This window comes from Pelomonas cellulosilytica, from assembly GCF_021353265.1.
GTDB classification, from domain to species: Bacteria; Pseudomonadota; Gammaproteobacteria; order Burkholderiales; family Burkholderiaceae_C; genus Pelomonas; species Pelomonas cellulosilytica.
This window is the reverse complement of record NZ_JAJTWU010000003.1, coordinates 336,055-355,936: the sequence shown is the minus strand read 5'-3', so window position 1 is coordinate 355,936 and position 19,882 is coordinate 336,055. Positions and strand designations below refer to the sequence as shown.

The following is a 19,882-nucleotide window of genomic DNA, read 5'->3' as shown; positions in this document are numbered from 1 at the left end:
GCTAGATCCCCACGTTTGAGAAGAGCACGGCAAATACGGCATCCACGACGATGACCAGCGTGATCGCCGTGACGACGGAGGCCGTCACGCCCTGGCCGAGGCTCTCGGTGTTGGGCTTGATGCGCAGCCCGAAGTGGCAGGCCAGCAAGGCGATCAGGCCCCCGAACAGCATCGATTTCGTCCAGCCCAGCCAAAGGTTGGCCGGCTGCACGACGCCGGGCAGCGTGTGTAGGAAGGTCGTCGCGTCGAGCTTGAGCTGCGCGCCTGCGGCGGCCATGCCGCCGGCCAGCATCAGCGCGCTGGTCCACAGCGCCACCAGCGGCAGCGCCACGGCCAGCGCCACGACCTTGGGCAGCACCAGGCGCACCGTGTGCGAGATGCCCATGACGGACAGCGCGTCCAGCTCTTGCGTGACGCGCATGACGCCGATCTGCGCCGTCATCGCCGAGCCCGAGCGGCCGGCGACGATGATGGCTGCTAGCAGCGGCCCCAGCTCGCGCAGCACTGCCAGCCCGAGGATATTGATGACGAAGATGTCGGCGCCGTAGGTCTTGAGCTGTTTGGAGATCAGGTAGGACAGCGTCAGCCCGACGAGGAAGCCCACCAGCGCTGTTATCGGCAGCGCCTGCGCGCCGGTGCGGAAGATGTTGGCCGAAATCTCGCGCCAGCCGATCAGCGACGGATGGCGCAACACGTGGCCGACGTCCAGCAGGAGCCGGCCGGTCAGCGCGACGATGTCCAGCGCCTGCCGTGTAAAGCCGAGCAGCGCCGTGCCCGCGTGCGCGAGGCCGGGACGCAGGCCGGGCTTCTGCCGCGGCAGCGCGCCCGGCTGCAGGAACTGCGCGAACAGCGTAACGTGCTCCGGTAGCCACAGCAGCCGGGCCGGTGTCCTGTGGCCCCAGCCCTGCCACAGCGTCAGCGCGCCGGCGGTGTCGAGCTGGCCGAGCTCGCGCAGGTCCCACAGCGCATCGCCGGCGTCTGCCATGGCAGCGGCAATGCGCTGGCGAAACTCGTCGTACCGGCCGCGCAGCGCCAGCAGCGTCCAGTCGCCGCTGACCCGCCATTCGCGGGGGCCGGCGGGCTGCAGCCGCGGCTCGCCGCCGGCAGCACCCGCCAGCCTGGCCGGCGGCGGGTCGGGCAAGAAGAGGGCACCAGCATCGCTCATGGGCGTCACGCTAGCATGGCGTTGAACCTTTTCGCCCGCGCCGGGTACTCACGCCGCATGTCCATCTGGTCCCCTCTCCGGAAAAAGCGTGAGGCCGCCCCACCCGTGCGGCCAGGCGTGCCCGCCGAGGCGCTCGAGCTGGCGCTGCTGGCCGGCGTCAAGCGCGGCCGGCGTGCCGATTTCGACGCCCTCTATCGCCTCTACCATCCGCGGCTGTGGCGTTTCCTGGGCCACATGCTGCGCCAGCACGATGCCATCGAGGAGGTGCTGAACGACACGCTACTGGTTGTCTGGCAGCGCGCCGATAGCTTCGACGGGCGCAGCAAGCTGTCCACGTGGATCTTCGGCATCGCCTACCGCAAGGCGCTGAAGGCGTTAAGCCGGCCGGACCTGCCTATCGATGAAGACGAGGCGCCGGAGACTGCCGACCCGGGGCCGGGGCCGGCAGAGCAGTTCACGCTCGTGCAGGTGCGGGGGCGGCTGCTCGAGGCGATGGCCGAGCTGTCGCCCGAGCACCGGGCAGTCGTGGAGCTGTGCTATTTCCACGACATGGCCCATGCCGAGATCGCCGAAGTGGTGGGCTGCCCGGCGGAGACCGTGAAGACACGGATGTTCTATGCGCGACGCCGGCTGCGTCAGCTGCTGGATGACCTGGCGGGTCATCATGGAGAGATGTCATGAGTATGGTGATCCCGATGGAACCCGACGAGCATGGCGCCGTGCAGGCGCTGCTGCCCTGGTACGCCAAGGGGCAGCTGGGAGACGCTGAGGCGGTCATGGTGCAACGGCATTTGCTGGGATGCGCCGGCTGCCGCCACGAGCTGGCCGCCGAGACGCCGATGCGGACGCTGCTGAACGTGGCCGCAATGTCCGAACCGGCCGGCGAGGTGGAGGCCGGCCTGGCCAAACTGCATGCCCGCATGCGCCCCGAGGCGAAGCGCGCGACGCCGCGCTGGATGCCCTGGGCGCTGGGTCTGCAGGGCTGCGCTGTGGCGCTGCTGCTGGGCCTGTGGCTGCATGACCGGCAGGACGCACCCGACTACGTGGGCCTGTCGGCCGCGGGAACCGCGCCGGTGGTGGCCGATGCCCTCGTCATGTTCAAGCCCGGCACTAGCGAGCAGGCGCTGCGTAAGCTGTTGCAGGCCGAAGGGGCCAGCGTCGTCGCCGGGCCGACCGAAGGCGGCGCCTGGCTGTTGCGCGTGGACGCGCGGGGCCTGGCGGCACTGCGGGCGGCGCCCATCGTCACGATGGCCGAGCCGCTGCAGCCGGGGCCGGCACGATGACGCGAGCCGGGTTCTGGCTGCGCCTGCTGGTGCTGATGGCCTGCGGCCTGGCCGGGCGGCCGGTGCTGGCGCAGGCCGAGGAGGCGCGCCGCCAGGTGCTGGTCATGCTGCAGCTGCCTAAGGCCCACTACCGGCCCGACGGCAGCTATGCCGGCAACTATGGCGCCGGCGTGGGCCGGCAGTCGCGCCAGCGAGTGGCCGAGGAGCTGGCGCGCCGCCATGGGCTCGCACTGAGCAGCGAATGGCCGATGCCATTGGCCGGCGTGGACTGTTTCGTCATGCGCCTGCCGGACGGCGATGCCCGCACGCCGGCCGAGGTGGCCGATGCCGTCACTGAGGACAAGCGCGTAGCCTGGGCTCAGCCGGTCAATCTCTACCAGGCGCAGGGAGCCGCGGAGGAGCCGCTGTACGCCGCCCAGCCGGCCGCGCGCCAATGGCATCTGGCCGAGCTGCACCGGATGGCCACCGGCCGCGGTGTGCGCGTGGCCGTCATCGACAGCGGCGTGGACACCGGCCACCCCGACCTGGACGGGCAGGTCGCCATGAACGCCAACTTCGTCGACGACCGCGCGCCGCCGGCGGAGGCGCACGGCACGGCCGTCGCTGGCATCATCGCGGCCCGTGCGGACAACGGCCTGGGCATCGCTGGCATCGCACCGGCCGCACGGCTGCTGGCGCTGCGCGCCTGCTGGCAGGCCGCCCGGGCCGAGACGCTATGCACCAGCCTCGGGCTGGCCAAGGCCTTGTACGCCGCCATCCAGCAGGGGGCCGACATCATCAACATGAGCCTGGGCGGCCCGGACGACCGGCTGCTAGGCCTGCTGCTGGATCAGGCACAGGCCCGCGGCGCGAGCATCGTCGCCGCGCTGCCCAGCGCGGGCGGCCCGTTCCCGGCCAACCACCCGGGCGTCTTCGTCGTTGCCAGCGGCCCGCCGTTGACCGCCGGCGCCGTGATTGCACCCGGCCGCGACGTGCCCAGCACGCTGCCGGGCGGCGGCTGGGGACTCGTCACCGGCTCGTCCTTCGCCGCAGCGCATGCCGCCGGCCTGCTGGCGCTGGTGCGCGAACTGGGCGGCGCGCGCAGCGGCGTGCTGCTCAAGACGGCGTTCGTCACTGCGGGGCCGGACCGCATCGACAGCTGTGCGACGTTGGCACGGCACGCCGGCTCGCGGGCTTTCGTGTGCGCGCCGCCGGGGTTCGCTGCCGATTGATGAGCCGAGTGCGCCTTGCCTCTCTCATGGCTTGGGCCGCCGCCACGCTGGCGGGCGCGGCTCATGCTGATGTGGGCGGCTCGCTGTCGCTGCAGACGGATGCGCGTGACCGGGGCATGTCGTACAGCGACGGCCGGCCCACGGCGCAGTTCGGGCTCAGTTGGGACGACAGCGTCGGCTGGTATGCCGGCGCTTCGCTGGCCCAGGCGCGGTTCACGGAGCGCCGTGCGGGCTGGTTGCGCCTCTATGGGGGCCAGGTCTTGCCGGTGTCGGCAGCGTTGCAGGGCGAATGGGGCGTGTTGGCGCACCGCTTCCAGAATGTCTCGCGCTACGACTTCGTCGAGGCCTATGCCGGCCTGCTGGCCGAGCGCTGGAACCTGCGTGTCTATGCTTCGCCCGACTATTACGGTGTCGGTCGCCGCAGCGTCTACGGCGAGGTGAACCTGCGCTGGCCGGTGCTGGCGCCAGTGGCCGTGTTCGGCCATGTGGGCGTGCTGCGCGGCTTCGGTCATGCGGCGTTGCCGCTCTACACCGAGCCTCACGGGCCGGTCCGCATCGACATCCGTGCGGGCCTGTCATGGCCTTGGGGCGATGTCGGCGAATGGCAGCTCGCAGCGGTGTCGGCGAGCCGCGGCGGGCCCTACACCTGGACGGACGGCTCTCCGCGCCACGCCATCACGCTGGGCTTCACCGTGGCGTTTTGAACCATCGCGCTCCTTGTGGGTACTCACCGCAGGTGAGACCCCTGAAAGGACTGCGATGAAGATCTCGATGACGATGCAACGGGCCGCTGCGGCGGCCGCTCTGGTGTGGATGGCCGGATGCGGCGGCGGCAGCGGAGCCGGCCTGGATGCGAGCGGCCAGCCCGCTGCGCCGGCAACCTCCGCGAGCGACCCGAGCGCGGCCATGACGGCCACGTTCGCCTCCATCCAGTCGCATGTGTTCACGCCGGTGTGCACGGCCTGCCATGCGGGCGCTTCGGCACCGCAGGGCCTGAGGCTGGACGCGGCCAACAGCTACGCGATGCTCGTCAACGTGTCGAGCAACGAGGTGCCCTCGCTCAAGCGCGTGATGCCTGGCGACTCGGCCAACAGCTACATCGTGCAGAAGCTTGAAGGCCACGCAGCCGTCGGTGCGCGCATGCCGCTCGGCGGCCCATACCTCGATGCCAACACCATCGCGCTCATCAAGCAGTGGATCGACAAGGGAGCGGTGCAATGACGAGCGTCCTGCAGCGCCTTGGGGCGCTGCTGCTCGGGTTCGCGGCCTGGGCCTTGTCGGGCTCGGCCAGCGCGGAGCCCTACCTCGCCGTGCGCGCCGGCCTCAAGTGCGTAGCCTGTCACGTGAACCCCACGGGCGGCGGCCTGCGCAATGCGGTGGGGAATGCCTTCGCCCAGGGCGGCATTCCCGCCAATGCGTTGCCCGAGACGCTGCAGGGCTGGAACGGTTCGCTGTTCGACGACCGCTTGCGCCTTGGTGGCGACCTGCGGACAGCGACGACGCGCACCGCCGTGCGCGGCCAGCCGACCAGCAGCGTGGGCGGCACCGAGCAGACGCGTCTGTATGCCGATGTGCAGCTGATCAAGGACTACCTCGGTGCCTACCTGGACCAGCAGGTGGCGCCGGGCAAGTCCGAGCGGCAGGAGGCCTACGTCCGGCTGTCCACGCCGGGCCTGGGCTGGTATGCCAAGGCAGGCCAGTTCTACCTGCCGTTCGGCTGGCGGCTGCAGGACAGCCTGGCCTTTGTGCGCCAGCTCAGCGGCGTCAGCATGACGGTGCCCGACAAGGGATTCGAGCTGGGCCACGAAAGCGATGAATGGTCCATCCAGCTCGTGCGCAGCAACGGCCCGGGCAACCGCGGCAATGTCACGGGACACCAGACGACGGCGCAGGCGATCTGGATGCAGCCCTGGGGCCGCATCGGCGCGGCCGCGGCTCAGGTGAAGTCGTCCGCCGGCGATCGCCAGGCCTGGGGGCTGTTTGCCGGCACAACGACCGGCCCGGTGACATGGCTGGCGGAGATGGATCTGGTGGCCGATGCTGGCTATCCCGAGGGCAAGCGTCGCCAGCTGGCGACGCTGCTGGAGGCCAACTGGCTGGTGCAGCAGGGGCACAACCTCAAGCTGACGAGCGAGTACCTGGACCCCAACCGGCGCGTCTCGCATGACAACAAGGTCCGCTACAGCCTGGTCTACGAGTACACGCCGATCGGGTTCGTGCAGCTGCGTGCCGGCACGCGCAAGTTCGGCGGCATTCCGCAGAACGCAGTCGACAACCGGCGCCAGGCCTTCGCCGAACTGCACGCGATGTTCTAGCGTCGCCGCGCCGGCTGTCAGCGCAGTTCGTCGGCCACCTCCCGGGCGCTGGGCCGCGCGCCGGGATCCGGCTGCTGGCACGCCTGTGCCAGCGCAGCGGCTTCGGCCGGCGCCGGCAGACCGGTGTCGCAGCAGGCCACCAGCTCCTCCAGCAGGCAGCCCAGTGCGCGCACGTCCATCGCGCGCAGCAGCGCGGCCTGGCGCGGAGGCACGGCTTCGAGGAAGGATGCGGCGCCGAAGTCGCCCAGCCGCGCGTCGCCGTGGCCGTCGTGCAGGATGTTGTGCGCGTAGAGGTCGCCGTGCGTCAGGCCTCGCGCGTGCAGGTGGGCCAGCGCATCGGCCATGCGGGCGGCCAGGCGCATTGCGGCCTCGGCTGGCATGCGCAGGGTCGGGTCGTAGACGTCGCGCGTGCACGACGCCAAGCTCGGTGGCGCGGCCAGCGTGCGGAAGCGGGCGTCCACCAGCGGCATCAGCAGCCCGTCCGCACCGCCCGGGTGGCTGCTCAGCCGGCCCAGCGCGGGGATCAGCTGCGGGTGCCGGCCGGCGTGCAGGCAGGCCGCCAGCTCGGTTTGCGGCAGACCGTCGCTGGTGACGTTGCCCTTGAACACCTTCAGCGCCAGCGGCCGGCCGTCGCGGTCGTCGACGCGGTGGATGTGGCCCGACGCGCCTTCGCCCAGCAGCGCCTGCACGCGCAGGCCGGCCCAGTCGACGCGCGGCACCGGCGCCTGGGCCAGCGCCTCGGCCTCGTGGGCCGCGCTGAACGGGTTGCCGCCGTGCGCGAGCCATGTCAGCCGCGGCAGTTGCAGCAGCCCGTCCGGCAGGCCCTGCAGCCCGTTGGCGGAGATGCGCAGCAGCTCCAGCGTCGTGCAGGCGGCCAGGCTCTCGGGCAGCGCCTGCAGCCGGTTGCCGGCCAGAGCCACCTTCTGCAGCGGGCGCCGGCCCAGTTCCTCCGGCAGTCTGGCGAGGCGGTTGTCGGTCAGGATCAGCCATCTCAGTCGTGGTGGCAGTGCGGCGGCGGGCAGTTCCTCGATGCTGTTGTGCTTGAAGCCCACCATCTCCAGCGCCTCGCAGCGGCCCAGCACCTCGGGCACGCGGGTGAAGCGGTTGCCCGAGCAGAACAGCACCTTGAGCCGGTGCAGGCGGGGCAGGTCGTCGGGCAGCGTCTCGAGGTCGTTGCCCGAGAGGTCCAGAACTTCCAGCGTGTCGGCCAGCGTGTAGACCTCGTCGGGCAGCTCGCGCAGCCCGGCGCTCAGGGTCAGGCGGGTGGCGCCCTGTAGGGCGCCGGCGCGCAGTGGCTCCAGCGTGTTCAAACGGTGTCTTTCATCGCACAGCAAAAAGCCTCGCAGGCCGATGCCTGGGAGGCTGGAGGGGCGGGCCGATGACGGCCGCGGCGGCAAATTTTAGGGGACCGCCTGCGGGGCCGCAGCCACCATCGTGGCCACCGCAAATCGTCAGATCCACCGCATCCGCCTTGCGCAGCGGCACCTGGTTTTCCGTCATCCACGCCGTGTGGCGCGCTGTCCGGCTGCCTAGCATGAAGGCACGATGCGCGGGCTATCGCACCGTGCTCCGGCATGGCGTCCCGTCGGGGCCCGTCCACCCCCTCAAGGAGAGAACATGGCATTCCCCACGTCGGTCAACGACCAGATCACCGATTCGGTCACCCAGGCCAATACCAAGGTACTCGGCGACGCCCCCGCCGTCGCCATGGGCAATCTGTTTCAGGCCACCTCCCAGGCGCTGGCCAACGCGGCGCACAACGCGACCAACGCGCAGCAGCAGAGCTACGTGACGGCGCAGTCCGCCACGACGATGAGCGTGGCCACGCTGTACTCCATTGACACCGAGTTCACCGGCGTCGCGACGAAAGACATCCTCGGCACCGGCGCGAAGGGCCTCGGCTGAGCGCCTTCGCCAAGGAGCACGACATGGCTTTCCCTACCGCCGTCAACAACCAGATCACCGACTCGGTCACGCAGACCAACGTGCAGGTGCTGGCAAGCTCGCCCTCCGTCGCCATGGGCAACCTGTACCAGGCCACCGCGCAGGCGCTGGCCAACGCGGCCCACAACGCCACGATGGCTCAGCAGCAGATGTACGTCACAGCCCAGGCCGCCACGACCATGGGCGTCTCGCTGCTGTACTCGCTGGACACCAGCGCCGCCAGGAAGCTCGTCGGCTGAAGGCCTGGCCAAGCGCTGAGGAGCCCCGTTCGCCTTCCCATTGCCACCCAAGGAGCGCTCGCCATGGCCTTCCCTACCGCTGTCAACAGTCAGATCACTGACGCTGTCTCGCAGGTCAACACCAAGGTGCTCGGCGATGCGCCGGCCATCGCGATGGGCAACCTGTTCGTCGCCTCCAGCCAGGCGCTGTCCAACGCGGCCCACAACGCGACGAACAACCAGCAGCAGTCCTACGTGACGATGCAGGCCGCCACGACGCAGGGCGTGGCCACGCTGTACGCCATCGACACCTCCCCCGTTGGCATCGTCACGAAAGACGTGCTGGGCCTGCGTTGACGGCTTCGTGGCTGCCGCTGCTGGCACGGGCTCGGTGGCGGTGCTGTGCAGGCCGGCCTTTCGCGAGAGCCATCAGCGAAGTTCCTGTATTGATCCGTCCTCAACGACATGAAGAGATGACATGCCATGACCACGACCGATGAAGGCACCGTCAACAGCCAGATCCTCGATGCAGCCGTCAGCACGGTCGCGCTGACGACCGGCCAGGCCGCTTCGCAGGCGCTGGCCATGCTTGACGTCGTGCTGCTGGAGACGCTCGGCATGGCCATGCACAACGCCGTCCACCGGCAGCAGAGTGCCGGCATGGTCAGCGCGGCCGCCGTCACGGCCGCCTGCGCCAAGATGCTGCAGACGCCGTTCCCCATCGACGCCGCCAGTGCGCAGCCCGTGAAGCAATGACGCCCCGCTGAACGCCAGAGTCGGTCTGAACCCAGGAGATGTAATGGACCCGAGCCAGGTCAATGCCCAAGTCATCGACACCATCAATCAGGTGCAGCTGGCCACGATGAGCCCGCAGGTCGTGTTGACCAGCGGTGCCGGCAAGGCGTACCAGTCCGTGGCGCAGTCCACCGCCATCGCGGTGCAGGACGCCACCGACGCGCTGCGCAACATCTCCACCATCGCCACTACCGCTGCCGGCGTGGCGATGGCGCAATACCTGGCCACCGGCGATGAGAAGTACGCCAAAGTTCTTGCGCAGGCGCAGACGATGATGCTGAACGCGACCGAGGACTTCGCCAGGGTCGGCTCCGCTGCCGCGACCGTGCTCAAGGGCTTCCCGGCGGGCTGACCCGCCGGCGCCTCAAACGAGCCCCCACCATGACTGTCACATTGGCCGGCAAGCCCCTCCAGCAAGTGGCCTCGCTGTCGCCGGAAGGCCGGCTGTCGCTGGCGTTTGTCGATGGCGGCCCTGAATGGCTGGCCTGGGCGGCGCAGGACGTGGCCTCGCGCTACGACTTTGCCGACGAGACGACGCTCTTGGGCCAGGTGCAGCTGGGCCTGCACGCGTCTCGCCTGGCGCTGCTGCCGAATCTGGAGCTGATGGTCAGCCCGGTCAAGCTGATGACGCTGGGCCTGACCGACCTGCGCACTCTGGCCCGTGCGGAGACCGGCGACGGCAGCGCGGCGACGGTGGCTCAGGTCGCCGGCATCCTGTCGGCCCACCAGCTCGCTGCGCGTCGAGACCTGGCCGCTGGCGCGGCATGGCTGTCGGAGCTGGGGCTGGCGGACGCTCCCATCTTCCAGGCCCCGGATCTCGACGACCGGCTTGCGCTGTGGCAGCTGGCGTGCATGGCGCCGCCCACCAGCGACGCTGCGCCCGCGCTGCGCCAGGAGGCGGCCAACTTCGCAGCCATTCAGGCGCGCACGCCGCTGGAGTTCTGCGACTACTTCCGCACCTACCTGGCCCGCACTGCAGGCCTGGCCTCTGCGTCGCCGCAGCAGCGCGCCGACGCCGCCGCCGCCACGCTGCGCGTGCTGCTTCCGCTGCTCTTCGGCACGCTGGATTGCCCGCAGCTCGACGGCCTGCCGTCGCCCGCGCAGGTGGAGGCCACCATCAGCAACTGGCTGGCTCGCGGCAAGCAGGTCGGCTTTGCGCGGCTGTCGCAGGCCGTGCAGCAGATCGTGCAGCACACCCATCTGCAGGACGACTCGGTCGATGCCGCGCGCAAGGCCATCCAGCTCTACCTGCAATCGGCACAGGCCTTCCTGTCGTCCAACCGGCCGACGCAGGGCCGGCTGGGCCAGGACGGCGCAACATGCACCTACACCTACGGAGGTGGCAGCCTGGGTGCCGAGGTGCAGGTGGGGCCGGGCGGCGTGGTATCGCTGCAGGACTTCGGCCCCCGCCCGCAGCCCGGGGTTTTGAACGAGGAGAACGCGGGATGACTGAGAAACCCGACGCGCCGGACGCCCCGCCGCCACCTGTCTCGCCACCGCCTAGTGTGGCCGGCGCTGGGGACACCAAGGCGACGCAGACGGCCCAGCAGCAGCTGCAGGCGGCGCTAGCGGCTGCCGGAGCCGCCGTTCAGCAGGCCATGACGCTAGCCGCCGGCTTGCGCGGCGGGGGCGGACCGGCGGCGCAGGCGGTCGGTGCGGTACACCTGCAGGCACAGTCCGCCGCGCAGGCGCAGGCCGAAGCAGCCATTCAGGCGAGCCAACGGGCTGTCCAGCAGGCGGTCTATGGCGCGCAGTTGCAGGCGCAGGCGGCGGCAGGCGGGCCGGCTGCCGTGCAGGCCGACTCCGTGCCGCCCGCGGCTCACGGCGCTGCCTGAACAGCTGAAGGTGCTAGGCGGAAGCAAGCCATCTCCGTCCGCGCCGTGCGGCACCGTGCCGTGTGGCCGGAGTCCGCCGCTGGCGAAGGCCATCCACGATTTCGCGCATGACCCCGCGGTGCACCTGGCCGCGCGGCAGTCGGGGGCAGTCACCGGCAGCACGATGCGATGCCACGCCGGAACTCCCGCGGGCTGCGGCCCACGTGGCGGCGGAAGCTCTTCTCGAAATGACTCAGGTCGCCAAAACCCACGCTCAGCGCCACCTCCGTGATGCGCGGGCCCCGTTCGTGGCCCAGCAGCTCCTTGGCCTTCTCGATGCGGATCTGCTGCAGCAGCGGCTTGAACGTCGTGCTCAGCGAGCTGCGGAACAGGAAGCCGAGGTGCGACGCGCTCACGTGGGCCTGACCGGCCAGCAGCTCCAGCGAGATCGGCTCGGCGTAATGCTCGCCGAGGTAGAGCAGCGCCTTGCGCAGCCCCGCGTGCAGCGGCGCCATCCCGACTGTGTCGCGCGCCACGGCGCAGCGCACCCAATGCCCGGCCGGCGCTTGTAGATGCCGACGCAACGACCTGGGTTCGGGCGGTTCGGCCACATCGGCCGGCGCCGCCGCCGCTGCCGCGCGGGCCTCCGGCGCGGTGGCCAGCAGCCAGGGCGCATGCCGCGCCACGTCGGCCTCGTGCAGCGGCTGCCCGTCGTTCATCACCGCCAGCCGCGCTAGCACCCGCTCCAGTTCGAACAGGTTCTCCGGCCAGCCGTGCTGGCGGCACAGCCGCACGAGGTCGCCGGTGCAGACACGCTGCGGGTCGAAGCCCTGCCGCGCCAGCACGGCGGCCAGCAGCTCGGGTATGTCGCCCGGTCGCTCGCGCAGGGGCGGCACCGTGACGGTCAGGAACGCCAGCTCCGCCTGCAGCTGCCGCGAGAACAGGCCGTCGCGCACGCGCTGGCCCAGGTCCGTGGCGGCCGAGGCCACCACGCGCACCTCGGCCGCGCCCGCGGCTACCAGCCATTGCCCAAGCCGCGACGGCATGCATTGCGGCACCTGGGCCTGCAACTGGCGCGGCAGCTCGTCGATGCCGTTGAAGAACAGCGTGCCGCCGCGTGCCTCGTCGAACCACTGCGCCGGCTGCCCGGCAGGGTCCGCGCAGTTCACCTCCACGAACGGCCCGTCGCGCTGCGGCCCGCAGCAGTGCACTGCGGCGGCGAGCAGCGCCTTCTCGGTACCGAACTCGCCCATCACCAGCACGGGCAGGCTGCTGTGCGCAGCCTTCTCCACGAACACGTCCAGCCGGTGCAGCGCGTCGCTCCGGCCCACCAATAGCAGCGGCCGGCCCAGGCGCTTCGCCGTCCACGCCTCGACGACCTGGCGCTTGAACAGGTAGGCGCACTGCCGCGCCAGTGCCTCGCCCAGCCGGTTCCTTTCGTCGCCGGCCGCGGCCGGTGGCCACGACAGCACCAGCTCGCCGATCGGCTCGGCCGCATACATGACGGGAAAGATGCGCGATGCCGGCGCGGCACTGGTCGCGTCTGGCCGCCCGCGCGCGGCCGCCCAGGTGGAGTCGTGCAACCGCAGGCGGGCGCTCGCCAGGCCGGCGTGCAAGAGGAGGTCGTCGAGCCAAGCCTGCCAGAACGCCGTGCCTGTCGAGGCGGGGCGGGCGGGGGGCAGCGGCAGCGCGTCGAGAAAGGAGCGCATGGCGAACATCCGAGGTGGCGGAAGCCTGCACTGTGCTGCACGCTGGCTGTCGTTGACCTTCCGGGGACCTTCCGGTGCGGACGGACATGCCGGAAGGTAGGGGAAGGTTCGGCGAAGGCGAGGGAAGCCGTCGCGACAGCAGCGCTGCGGCACCGCAGTACAGCCGCCGGGCGCCGGCTGCTGCCGGCCTGGTGATTAGGGGCGCTGGACGAAGTCCGTCAGGTCGTCGATGGCCGGTACGCTGGCCAGCAGCACGAGGAACAGCGCCAGCGGCACGGTCGACACATAGCCCGCGTGCTTGAAGCCCAGTGCCCCGACCACGCCGCCGAGGAAGAAGGCGCCCACCAGCACCGCCAACAGCCGAAGCTTCGTGCGGTTGGCGCGCACCTGGGGCAGGGCGTTGCCGTCTTCGTCGCTGCCGCTGTCGCCGCGGTGCCGGTTCCAGTAGATGAACTTGCCGATCTCGATGCCGATGTCGGTGACCATCCCGGTCACATGCGTCGTGCGGATCTCGGCGTGCGACAGCTTCGTGATGACGACGTTCTGCAGCCCCATGATGAAGCACAGCAGCATCACCGTGGCGGGCACGAAGAGCGCGTGCATCTGCGACAGCTGGGCCCCGAGCAGGCCGAAGCCCACCAGCAGCGCCGCTTCCACCAGCAGCGGCAGCGCGTACTCACTGTGCAGTCGGCGCCGCCGGGCGTAATTGATCATGATGGCCGACGTGGCCGCGCCCAGCATGAAGGACAGCAGTGCGCCAACGCCCTTCAGCACCAGCGCGAGATCGCCCAGCACGAGGTCATCCGCCATCGCCGAGACGATGCCGGTCATGTGCGAGGTGTACTGCCTGACGGCCAGGAAGCCCCCGGCATTGGTGGCCCCGGCCACGAAGGCCAGCGCACAGCCCAGCTGCTGGTTGGCGCGGGCCGTGCGCTCTCGGCCGGTGAGACGACGTGCGTACTGGACGGGCATGGCCGGCGGATGTCTTGGCAGCGGCGCCCGGGGTGCGTCAGGCCGCGGTGGCGGCCCGCCACTGGTTCACCGCCTGGTCCACGGCGGTGAACGCGGGCATCAGGTCGTCCCAGGCCGCCGCATCGAAATGCCGCGGTTTGCGCAGCAGCGCGGAGTTGAACCGGCGCATCAGCGCGCCTTTGCAGGCGAACACGATGTTGTTGCCGCCATCCACATCCTCCACAACGACCACCTCTTCGTCGAAGCTGCGCCGAATGCGCCCGGCCAAGGTGCCGGCGCTGCGCGGGTCCGCGTGCAGGTTGACGACCAGCAGGCCATCGGGCTCCAGCGCGTCGTAGCAGTCATCGTAGAACTGCTGTGAGCACAACGCGGGCGGCTGGCCCGTGCTGTCGAAGCCGTCCACCATCAGCACGTCCACCAGATGCGGCGGGAAGCGCACGAAGTCCGCGCCGTCGCCACGGCGCACCTGGAAGCGCCCGTCGTCCGGCGGAACGCGGAACTCGTCGCGCAGCGCGATCACATGCGGATTGATCTCCACGACCTGGATGCGCGTCGTGGGCAGGTGCCGGTAGCAGAACTTGGCCAGCGAGCCGCCGCCGAGGCCGATCATCGCCAGCGTCTCAGGCTGGCCGTTGAACAGCAGCATGCCCATCATCGTGCGCGTGTAGTCCAGGTCCAGCGCGTCGGGCCGCTGCGTCTGCATGCGGCTCTGGATCTCGCTGATGGAAAAGTGCAGCGCCTTCGTGTTCAGGGTCTCGTAGACGTAGGGCTTGACGTGTTCGGGCATCGCGTGGAGATCGTAGCGTGGGCGGCGCAGTGCGCCAGGAGCGTGAAGGCGCGCTTCAGGCCTTCTTCACGAACTCCGACTTCAGCCCCATCGCCCCGATGCCGTCGATCTTGCAGTCGATGTCATGGTCTCCATCCGTCAGGCGGATGTTCTTGACCTTGGTGCCCACCTTCACCACCAGCGACGACCCTTTGATCTTCAGGTCCTTGATGACCGTTACCGTGTCGCCGTCCTGCAGCACGTTGCCGACCGCGTCCTTCACGACGCGCGCCTCCTCGCCCGGCGCCGGCGCCGCTTCGGCCGACCATTCATGGCCGCATTCCGGACAGACGAGCTGGCTGCCGTCTTCGTAGGTGTAGGTGGAGTGGCAGAGAGGGCAAGGGGGAAGGGAACTCATCGTGGGATTGTCGCTGGCGGACCGGGGCCAGCATTCCACTTCCTGGAAGAGTTCGGCCGAGTGCGCAAACGTTAGCGCCGAGGCTTGTGCGTCCTAACCCTTGAGCGCCAGCCTGAGCCCGGGAATGGATCAACTACAGGGCTCCTAACGCCTTGCCTATGGCGGCGGCCGCTGCCCCTATGCTCCAGAGGTTGATGTGCGCGCGGCTGATCAAAAGGGCGACCAGTTTGACGAGTGGACGTTCGCGGCTGAAGTGCTTCAGCGGGTCCGAACCGGCGATGGAGATCAACACAGGGCGTGTTGGAGGTTTGTCCATGCACGAAATGCTACGGACAACCTTTCGCCAGATGTTCAAGCCGTGGTCAGCCAAAGAAAAAGCCCCACACGCTTTCGCATGTGAGGCTTCTTGAGTGGCTCCCCGACCTGGGCTCGAACCAGGGACCTACGGATTAACAGTCCGGCGCTCTACCGACTGAGCTATCGAGGAATTGTCGGTGTGGTGCCCGCCATGCGGTTGTGGCGGGCTATGTCGTTCTCTTCTCTGGTGCTGACGCCTTGGCGTCAGCCTTGAAATCTGGCTCCCCGACCTGGGCTCGAACCAGGGACCTACGGATTAACAGTCCGGCGCTCTACCGACTGAGCTATCGAGGAACAGAGCCCATGATTATAGAGACTTTTTCGGGTGCTTCACAAGCGGACCTCCAGACTGGCGCGCAAAGTCCTCGGCGCGAGCGGGTAGAGGTAGCTGTGCTCGAACTGCCAGGGCGCCTCGCGCCAGGCGCGGCGGTTGGTGAGGTTGTCGATGGCGGCACGCCAGATCCACGTCTGCTGGCCTTGCAGTTGCGTGTAGCGCAGGCCGGCGTCGGCCACGGTCCACGCGGGCACGGGGATGGTGTTGTCAGGCGTGGCGTAGCGGCGGCCTTCGTGCTGCAGGCCGAGCTGGGCCTGCAGGCCGGGCAGCAGGTCCTGGCGCAGCTGGGCCTTCAGCGTGGTTTCGGGCACGTTGGGCGGCGTCAGGCCGTTGAGGGCCGCATCGGTGCTGCCCTCGCGGCGGGCGCGCAGCTTCTGGGCGCTGGCAAATAGGCCGCCGCCGCTCCACTTCAGGTCGGCGCTGGCTTCGACACCGCGGTGGCGGGCGTAGCCGTCGATGCGGCGCTCGCAGCTGCTCTTGTCGCTGCAATCGCTGAAGGCGGGCAGGACGATGTCGCGCCAGGCCGGCCGGCGGACGTCGAACACCGTCAGCGAGCCTTCGACGCGCTGCGTGCCGGTCTTCAGACCCAGCTCGGTCTGGCGGCTCTTCAGCGCTGGCAGGGACTGGCCCTGGTTGATGTAGCGGTCGCGGCCGGGCGCCACTTCGCTCTCCACGCCCTGGCCCCAGCTGGCGTAGACGAGCCAGTCCGCGGCGATGGCATGGCTGAGGGCCACCCAGGGCGTTGTCACGCCTTGCGAGTAGTCCGTTGCCCGTGAGCCGTCGGTGCGCACGCTCTCGCGGTGCAGCCGCGTGTGGCGCAGGCCCAGCCAGGCGCTGGTGCTGGCGCTGATGGCCACGCGGTCGCGCATGTAGAGCTCGTTGCTGCGTTCGTCGCGGTTGGTGTTCTCGCCGGTGAGGGCGGGGTTGGGCGCCGTGACGGCGCTGCCGTCGATGTTGCCGATTCCGGCGAAGTTGTAGGCCTGGCGCTGGAAGCGGGACCTGTACTGGCTCGTCAGGCCGCCGACGGTCAGCTCGTGGCGCAGGCCGGCGAGCTGCACGGGGCCGCTGGCGGACACGTCGAGCGCCGTCGTGTCGCGGTGCTCGTTCTCGCTGCGGAAGTCGTAGAGGTCGAAGCGGCCGTCCGGGCCGTAGCGGTCGCAGTAGTAGGCGCCGTCGAACGTGCTGTTCTCGTTGCAGTCCAGGCCGAAGCCGAAAGCGTTGCGGTCGTCGGTGCGCAGGCGCTGGATGCCCAGGTGGGCCTGGGCGCGCCAGTCACCGGCGAGCTTCTGCTGCACGCGCAGCGACGCATGCGTGTTCGTGAACACGACGGGCAACGTCCACGGCTGGTTGTTGAGGTTAATGTTGGGGTCGATGCGCCGGGCGTCGGGCAGCGTGTTGCCGAGCAGGCTGAAGCCGTCCTGGCTGGGCTGGCTCTGGCGGTTCAGCTCCACCTCGGCCTCGACGAGGGTGTCGGCACTGACGCGCCAGTCGGCCGCCATGGCGGCGGTGTGCGAATGGCCCCGGGCGTTGTGCAGCGTCGGGTCGAGATGGGCCGCGGCGAGGTTCACGCGCAGGCCGAACTCGCGGCTGGTGCCGAAGCGCTGCGAGTGGTCGACGCTGGCCTCGACGGTGCCGCCCTGGATGGCACCGACGGTCAGCGTCGTGGCGTCGTCGGCCAGCGGGCGCTTGACGACGAGGTTGACGAGGCCGGACGGCGCGCTGGTGCCGGCCTGCATGCCGGAGCTGCCCTTGAGCACCTCCACCGCCGCCTTGTTGGCCAGCGACAGCACCGTCTCGCCGTTGATTGGCAGGCCATCACGGCGCAGGTTGAAGCGGTTGTCAAGGTCGAAGCCGCGCACCTTGAGCTGGCTCCAGTAGCCGACGGCGTTGTAGCTGTCGGAGACGGAGGCGTCGAGCTGGGTGAGGCCGGAGAGCTGGCTGATGCCGGCGTCGGCCAGCCGTTCGGCCGACAGGCTCAGCGCCTGCATCGGCAGCCTGGCGGGCGGGTCGCTGAAGCCGGCGAGGCCGGGTGCGGTCTCGGTGGCCTTGCCGGTCACGCTGACGGCGGGCAGCGTCTGTGCGGCGGCAAGCTGGGTGGCGAGCAGCGCGGCGGCCGCGGCGAGGGAAGAAGGAGAAGGTCGTGCCATCGGATTGCAGAGCGATGGCAGGTCGGCAAACGGGAAAAGACTCGGGCCCTGGAGACGAAAAAGGACGGGCCGCGGTTCCGGCTGCTTCCCTGCGCGAGGATTACCTCAATCAGGTTCAAAGGGACTGTCTCAGTCGAGCTGGCCGTGGCTGGCTCAACACCCCTAGCGAAGACGCGCCGCCCGAAGGCGGCGCGAACCGGCATTCTAAGAGCGCGGCTGCTCAGTCGCGCGCAGGCGGGGATACACCCAGCCGCTCGTGGAGCTTGGGGCTGGTCGTCGTGTATTGCAGGTGGATGGGCTGACCGGGGAAGACGCGCTCCGCCGCCGCGAAGGCGGCCAGCGTGGCCTCGTGGAAGCCGCTGACCAGCAGCTTGCGCTTGCCGGGGTAGGTGTTGATGTCGCCCACCGCGTGGATGCCGGGCTCGGAGGTCTCAAAGCGTGCGGTGTCCACGGTCAGCAGCTTGCGCTCCATCGCAAGGCCCCAGTCGGCGATGGGCCCCAGCCGCGGGCTCAGCCCCTGGCGCACGAGCAACTGCGTGGCCGGCACGGTGCGGGTCTGGGCGTCGGCGTCGAGGATGTCCAGCCCTTGCAGCGCGCCGTCGGCCGACAGGCGCAGCGCCAGCGGCTGGCCCACGGCCACGTTCACCGCGTCGCCGTCACGCAGCGTCTGCAGGCGGGCGAGCCAGGCGGCGGGGGCCTTGAAGGCATCGCGGCGGTGCAGCAGCGTCACGCTGGCGGCGCGGCCGGCTCCGGCCAGCTCGACGGCGGCCTGAACGGCGGCTTCTTCACCACCGATGATGAGCACCTGCTGCGCGTCGGCCGCGAGCGTGTCGGGCTGGTAGTGCAGCTGTCGGCCCTGCAGTGCCTCAGCGCCGTCCAGCCGCAGCCGCTTGGGCTGGAAGGCGCCCACGCCGGCGGCGATGAAGACGGTCTTGGCCACGAAGCGCAGGCCCGCGCCGGTCTCGGCCAACCAGCGGCCGTTGGCCTCGCGCTGCAGCCGGCTCACCTCGTGGCCGAGGTGCAGGCCTGGTGCGAACGGGCGGATCTGCTGCTGCAGCCGCTCCACGAGCTCGCGCCCGCTGCACACGGGCAGGCCGGGCACGTCGTAGATGGGTTTGTCAGCGTAGAGCTCGACGCACTGGCCGCCCACGTGGGGCAGCGCGTCGACGACCTGGGCCGAGACGCCCAGCAGGCCCAACTCGAAGACCTGGAACAGGCCCACCGGGCCCGCACCGATGACGAGGGCGTCGGTCTCGATGGTGGGGGAGGGCACCGTCGTATCAGTCATGCCGGCCTGCGCGCGGTGTGCGCGTCGCGGGTTTACTTGATCAGCTCGGACAGCTTGCCCGTCTTGTCTTTCCACTCCTCGGCATCGGGCAGCGCGGCCTTGCGCTTGGTGATGCTGGGCCAGTTCTTGGACAGGTCGGCGTTGATCTTGATCATGTGCTGCTGGTCGCCCGGCACGTCCTCCTCCGGCATGATGGCGTTCACCGGGCACTCGGGGATGCAGACGGCACAGTCGATGCACTCATCGGGGTCGATGGACAGAAAGTTGGGGCCTTCGCGGAAGCAGTCGACCGGGCAGACGTCGACGCAGTCGGTGTATTTGCAGCGGATGCAGGCTTCGGTGACGACGTGGGTCATGGGGAGCTCTGAGGAGTAAGGGGTGCCTGGGCGTCAGGCGAAACGGTGATTTTAGAGGCGCCGGCCGCCGGGGCCGCCGCCTGCACCGGCATCGCGCCCGTGCCGACCGTGACGACCGTGGGGTGGTTGCCGTGCAGCGGCGCGGCGTCGGCGAGATTGGCGATGCGGTGTTCGCTGGTGACGGCGTCGGCACTGCCGGCGTGCGAGACGACGAGGGCCGGCGTGTCGGCCGGCCAGCCGGCGCTGACGAGCTTCGCGCCCAGCGTGGCGAGCTGGCGGCCGGCCATGTAGAAGACTTCGGTGTCGGCGCTGAGCGCGGCGCGCAGTTCGCCGGTCTCGGTCATCGCCGTCGTCAGCGACACGTTGCGGCCGCGGCCGCGGCGCGTGAGCGGCCGCCGTGCCTGGGCCGCAGCGGCGAGCGCGGCGGTGACGCCGGGGATGACTTCGCAGTCGATGCCGGCGGCGGCGAGTGCGGCGAGCTCTTCTTCCAGTCGGCCGAAGATGCTCGCATCGCCGCCCTTGAGCCGCACGACCACCTCGTGCGAGCGGGCGGCCTGCAGCAGCTTCTCGTTGATCTCGGCCTGCTTGGCCGAATGCTCGTAGCCGCGCTTGCCGACGGGAATCCATTCGGCGTGTGGCGCGAGTTCGCGTAGAGCCGGGTCGGCCAGCGCGTCTGCCAGTACGACGTTCGCGGCCGCCAGCGCACGGGCGCCGCGCAGGGTGATCAGGTCAGCAGCACCTGGGCCGGCACTGACGAAGACCACCCGGCCGGTCATCCGCGCACCCTCCG

General features: G+C 70.0%; 24 protein-coding genes, 2 tRNA genes and 1 riboswitch. Of the genes, 13 read left to right on the top strand and 13 right to left on the bottom strand.

Features of this window, described 5'->3' with window-relative positions:
* Position 1: 1 nt before the first annotated feature.
* The gene (locus LXT13_RS09110) at positions 2-1,165 is read right to left on the bottom strand and encodes an MlaE family ABC transporter permease (protein ID WP_233371612.1); all 1,164 of its coding nucleotides are present in this window, start codon (positions 1,163-1,165) and stop codon (positions 2-4) included.
* A 105-nt stretch (positions 1,166-1,270) separates the two neighbouring features.
* Here LXT13_RS09110 and LXT13_RS09105 point away from each other — a divergent pair, with 105 nt between their 5' ends.
* From LXT13_RS09105 to LXT13_RS09080, 6 genes are read left to right on the top strand one after another with little or no spacing between them, the layout of a single operon-like run.
* On the top strand, positions 1,271-1,846 hold the full coding sequence (locus LXT13_RS09105; protein ID WP_233371610.1) for an RNA polymerase sigma factor: 576 nt from the start codon (positions 1,271-1,273) through the stop codon (positions 1,844-1,846).
* Positions 1,843-2,448 carry a zf-HC2 domain-containing protein gene (locus LXT13_RS09100; RefSeq protein WP_233371608.1) on the top strand — a complete coding sequence of 202 codons (606 nt, stop codon included), beginning with the start codon at positions 1,843-1,845 and terminating at the stop codon, positions 2,446-2,448. The genes LXT13_RS09105 and LXT13_RS09100 overlap by 4 nt, the downstream gene beginning before the upstream one ends.
* Complete coding sequence (locus LXT13_RS09095; RefSeq protein WP_233371606.1) at positions 2,445-3,659, top strand: S8 family peptidase; 1,215 nt, start codon at positions 2,445-2,447, stop codon at positions 3,657-3,659. Before LXT13_RS09100 ends, LXT13_RS09095 begins: the two co-directional genes overlap by 4 nt.
* Before the next feature lie 26 nt (positions 3,660-3,685).
* Positions 3,686-4,363 carry a TorF family putative porin gene (locus LXT13_RS09090; RefSeq protein WP_233371603.1) on the top strand — a complete coding sequence of 226 codons (678 nt, stop codon included), beginning with the start codon at positions 3,686-3,688 and terminating at the stop codon, positions 4,361-4,363.
* 55 nt (positions 4,364-4,418) lie between these two features.
* Positions 4,419-4,880, top strand: a complete 462-nt coding sequence (locus LXT13_RS09085) for a hypothetical protein (protein WP_233371602.1) — start codon at positions 4,419-4,421, stop codon at positions 4,878-4,880.
* Positions 4,877-5,974: a hypothetical protein gene (locus tag LXT13_RS09080; RefSeq protein ID WP_233371600.1), complete on the top strand. Its 1,098-nt coding sequence runs from the start codon at positions 4,877-4,879 to the stop codon at positions 5,972-5,974. Before LXT13_RS09085 ends, LXT13_RS09080 begins: the two co-directional genes overlap by 4 nt.
* A 17-nt stretch (positions 5,975-5,991) precedes the next feature.
* Here the strand turns inward: LXT13_RS09080 and LXT13_RS09075 are convergent, their stop codons facing one another.
* Positions 5,992-7,284, bottom strand: a complete 1,293-nt coding sequence (locus LXT13_RS09075; protein WP_233371598.1) for a leucine-rich repeat-containing protein kinase family protein — start codon at positions 7,282-7,284, stop codon at positions 5,992-5,994.
* A gap of 307 nt (positions 7,285-7,591) precedes the next feature.
* On the opposite strand from LXT13_RS09075, the gene LXT13_RS09070 reads away from it, so the two are divergent.
* The 7 genes from LXT13_RS09070 (at position 7,592) to LXT13_RS09040 (ending at position 10,766) form a co-directional block, all read left to right on the top strand.
* Positions 7,592-7,879, top strand: a complete 288-nt coding sequence (locus LXT13_RS09070) for a RebB family R body protein (protein WP_233371596.1) — start codon at positions 7,592-7,594, stop codon at positions 7,877-7,879.
* A 23-nt stretch (positions 7,880-7,902) separates the two neighbouring features.
* Positions 7,903-8,157, top strand: coding sequence for a RebB family R body protein (locus LXT13_RS09065; RefSeq protein WP_233371594.1), 255 nt, complete (start codon positions 7,903-7,905; stop codon positions 8,155-8,157).
* 63 nt (positions 8,158-8,220) lie between these two features.
* Complete coding sequence (locus LXT13_RS09060; protein WP_233371593.1) at positions 8,221-8,493, top strand: RebB family R body protein; 273 nt, start codon at positions 8,221-8,223, stop codon at positions 8,491-8,493.
* Between the two features lie 126 nt (positions 8,494-8,619).
* A complete protein-coding gene (locus tag LXT13_RS09055) occupies positions 8,620-8,892 on the top strand; it encodes a RebB family R body protein (RefSeq protein WP_233371590.1) in 273 nt (90 codons plus the stop codon).
* Between the two features lie 43 nt (positions 8,893-8,935).
* Positions 8,936-9,283, top strand: a complete 348-nt coding sequence (locus tag LXT13_RS09050) for a hypothetical protein (protein WP_233371589.1) — start codon at positions 8,936-8,938, stop codon at positions 9,281-9,283.
* A gap of 29 nt (positions 9,284-9,312) precedes the next feature.
* Complete coding sequence (locus LXT13_RS09045; RefSeq protein WP_233371587.1) at positions 9,313-10,380, top strand: hypothetical protein; 1,068 nt, start codon at positions 9,313-9,315, stop codon at positions 10,378-10,380.
* Complete coding sequence (locus LXT13_RS09040) at positions 10,377-10,766, top strand: hypothetical protein (RefSeq protein WP_233371585.1); 390 nt, start codon at positions 10,377-10,379, stop codon at positions 10,764-10,766. Before LXT13_RS09045 ends, LXT13_RS09040 begins: the two co-directional genes overlap by 4 nt.
* Positions 10,767-10,915: 149 nt before the next feature.
* Here LXT13_RS09040 and LXT13_RS09035 read toward each other — a convergent pair whose 3' ends face one another.
* The 11 genes from LXT13_RS09035 to cobA form a co-directional block, all read right to left on the bottom strand.
* Complete coding sequence (locus tag LXT13_RS09035; protein WP_233371584.1) at positions 10,916-12,454, bottom strand: helix-turn-helix domain-containing protein; 1,539 nt, start codon at positions 12,452-12,454, stop codon at positions 10,916-10,918.
* 195 nt (positions 12,455-12,649) lie between these two features.
* Positions 12,650-13,426: a YoaK family protein gene (locus LXT13_RS09030; protein ID WP_349254830.1), complete on the bottom strand. Its 777-nt coding sequence runs from the start codon at positions 13,424-13,426 to the stop codon at positions 12,650-12,652.
* Between the two features lie 37 nt (positions 13,427-13,463).
* Complete coding sequence (locus LXT13_RS09025; protein WP_233371582.1) at positions 13,464-14,213, bottom strand: spermine/spermidine synthase domain-containing protein; 750 nt, start codon at positions 14,211-14,213, stop codon at positions 13,464-13,466.
* A 55-nt stretch (positions 14,214-14,268) separates the two neighbouring features.
* Positions 14,269-14,610: a zinc ribbon domain-containing protein YjdM gene (locus LXT13_RS09020; RefSeq protein WP_233371580.1), complete on the bottom strand. Its 342-nt coding sequence runs from the start codon at positions 14,608-14,610 to the stop codon at positions 14,269-14,271.
* 133 nt (positions 14,611-14,743) lie between these two features.
* On the bottom strand, positions 14,744-14,902 hold the full coding sequence (locus LXT13_RS09015; protein WP_233371578.1) for a hypothetical protein: 159 nt from the start codon (positions 14,900-14,902) through the stop codon (positions 14,744-14,746).
* A gap of 119 nt (positions 14,903-15,021) precedes the next feature.
* Positions 15,022-15,097 (bottom strand) — tRNA-Asn (locus tag LXT13_RS09010).
* Positions 15,098-15,185: 88 nt separating this feature from the next.
* A tRNA-Asn gene (locus tag LXT13_RS09005) sits at positions 15,186-15,261 on the bottom strand.
* Positions 15,262-15,297: 36 nt separating this feature from the next.
* Positions 15,298-17,448: a TonB-dependent siderophore receptor gene (locus LXT13_RS09000; protein WP_233371577.1), complete on the bottom strand. Its 2,151-nt coding sequence runs from the start codon at positions 17,446-17,448 to the stop codon at positions 15,298-15,300.
* Between the two features lie 69 nt (positions 17,449-17,517).
* A riboswitch (TPP riboswitch) is annotated at positions 17,518-17,622 on the bottom strand.
* A 46-nt stretch (positions 17,623-17,668) separates the two neighbouring features.
* Complete coding sequence (locus LXT13_RS08995; RefSeq protein WP_233371575.1) at positions 17,669-18,736, bottom strand: NAD(P)/FAD-dependent oxidoreductase; 1,068 nt, start codon at positions 18,734-18,736, stop codon at positions 17,669-17,671.
* A 32-nt stretch (positions 18,737-18,768) separates the two neighbouring features.
* Positions 18,769-19,092, bottom strand: coding sequence for a ferredoxin FdxA (fdxA, locus tag LXT13_RS08990; RefSeq protein WP_233371573.1), 324 nt, complete (start codon positions 19,090-19,092; stop codon positions 18,769-18,771).
* On the bottom strand, positions 19,089-19,868 hold the full coding sequence (gene cobA / locus LXT13_RS08985) for a uroporphyrinogen-III C-methyltransferase (RefSeq protein WP_233371571.1): 780 nt from the start codon (positions 19,866-19,868) through the stop codon (positions 19,089-19,091). The genes fdxA and cobA overlap by 4 nt, the downstream gene beginning before the upstream one ends.
* Between the last annotated feature and the right edge of the window lie 14 nt (positions 19,869-19,882).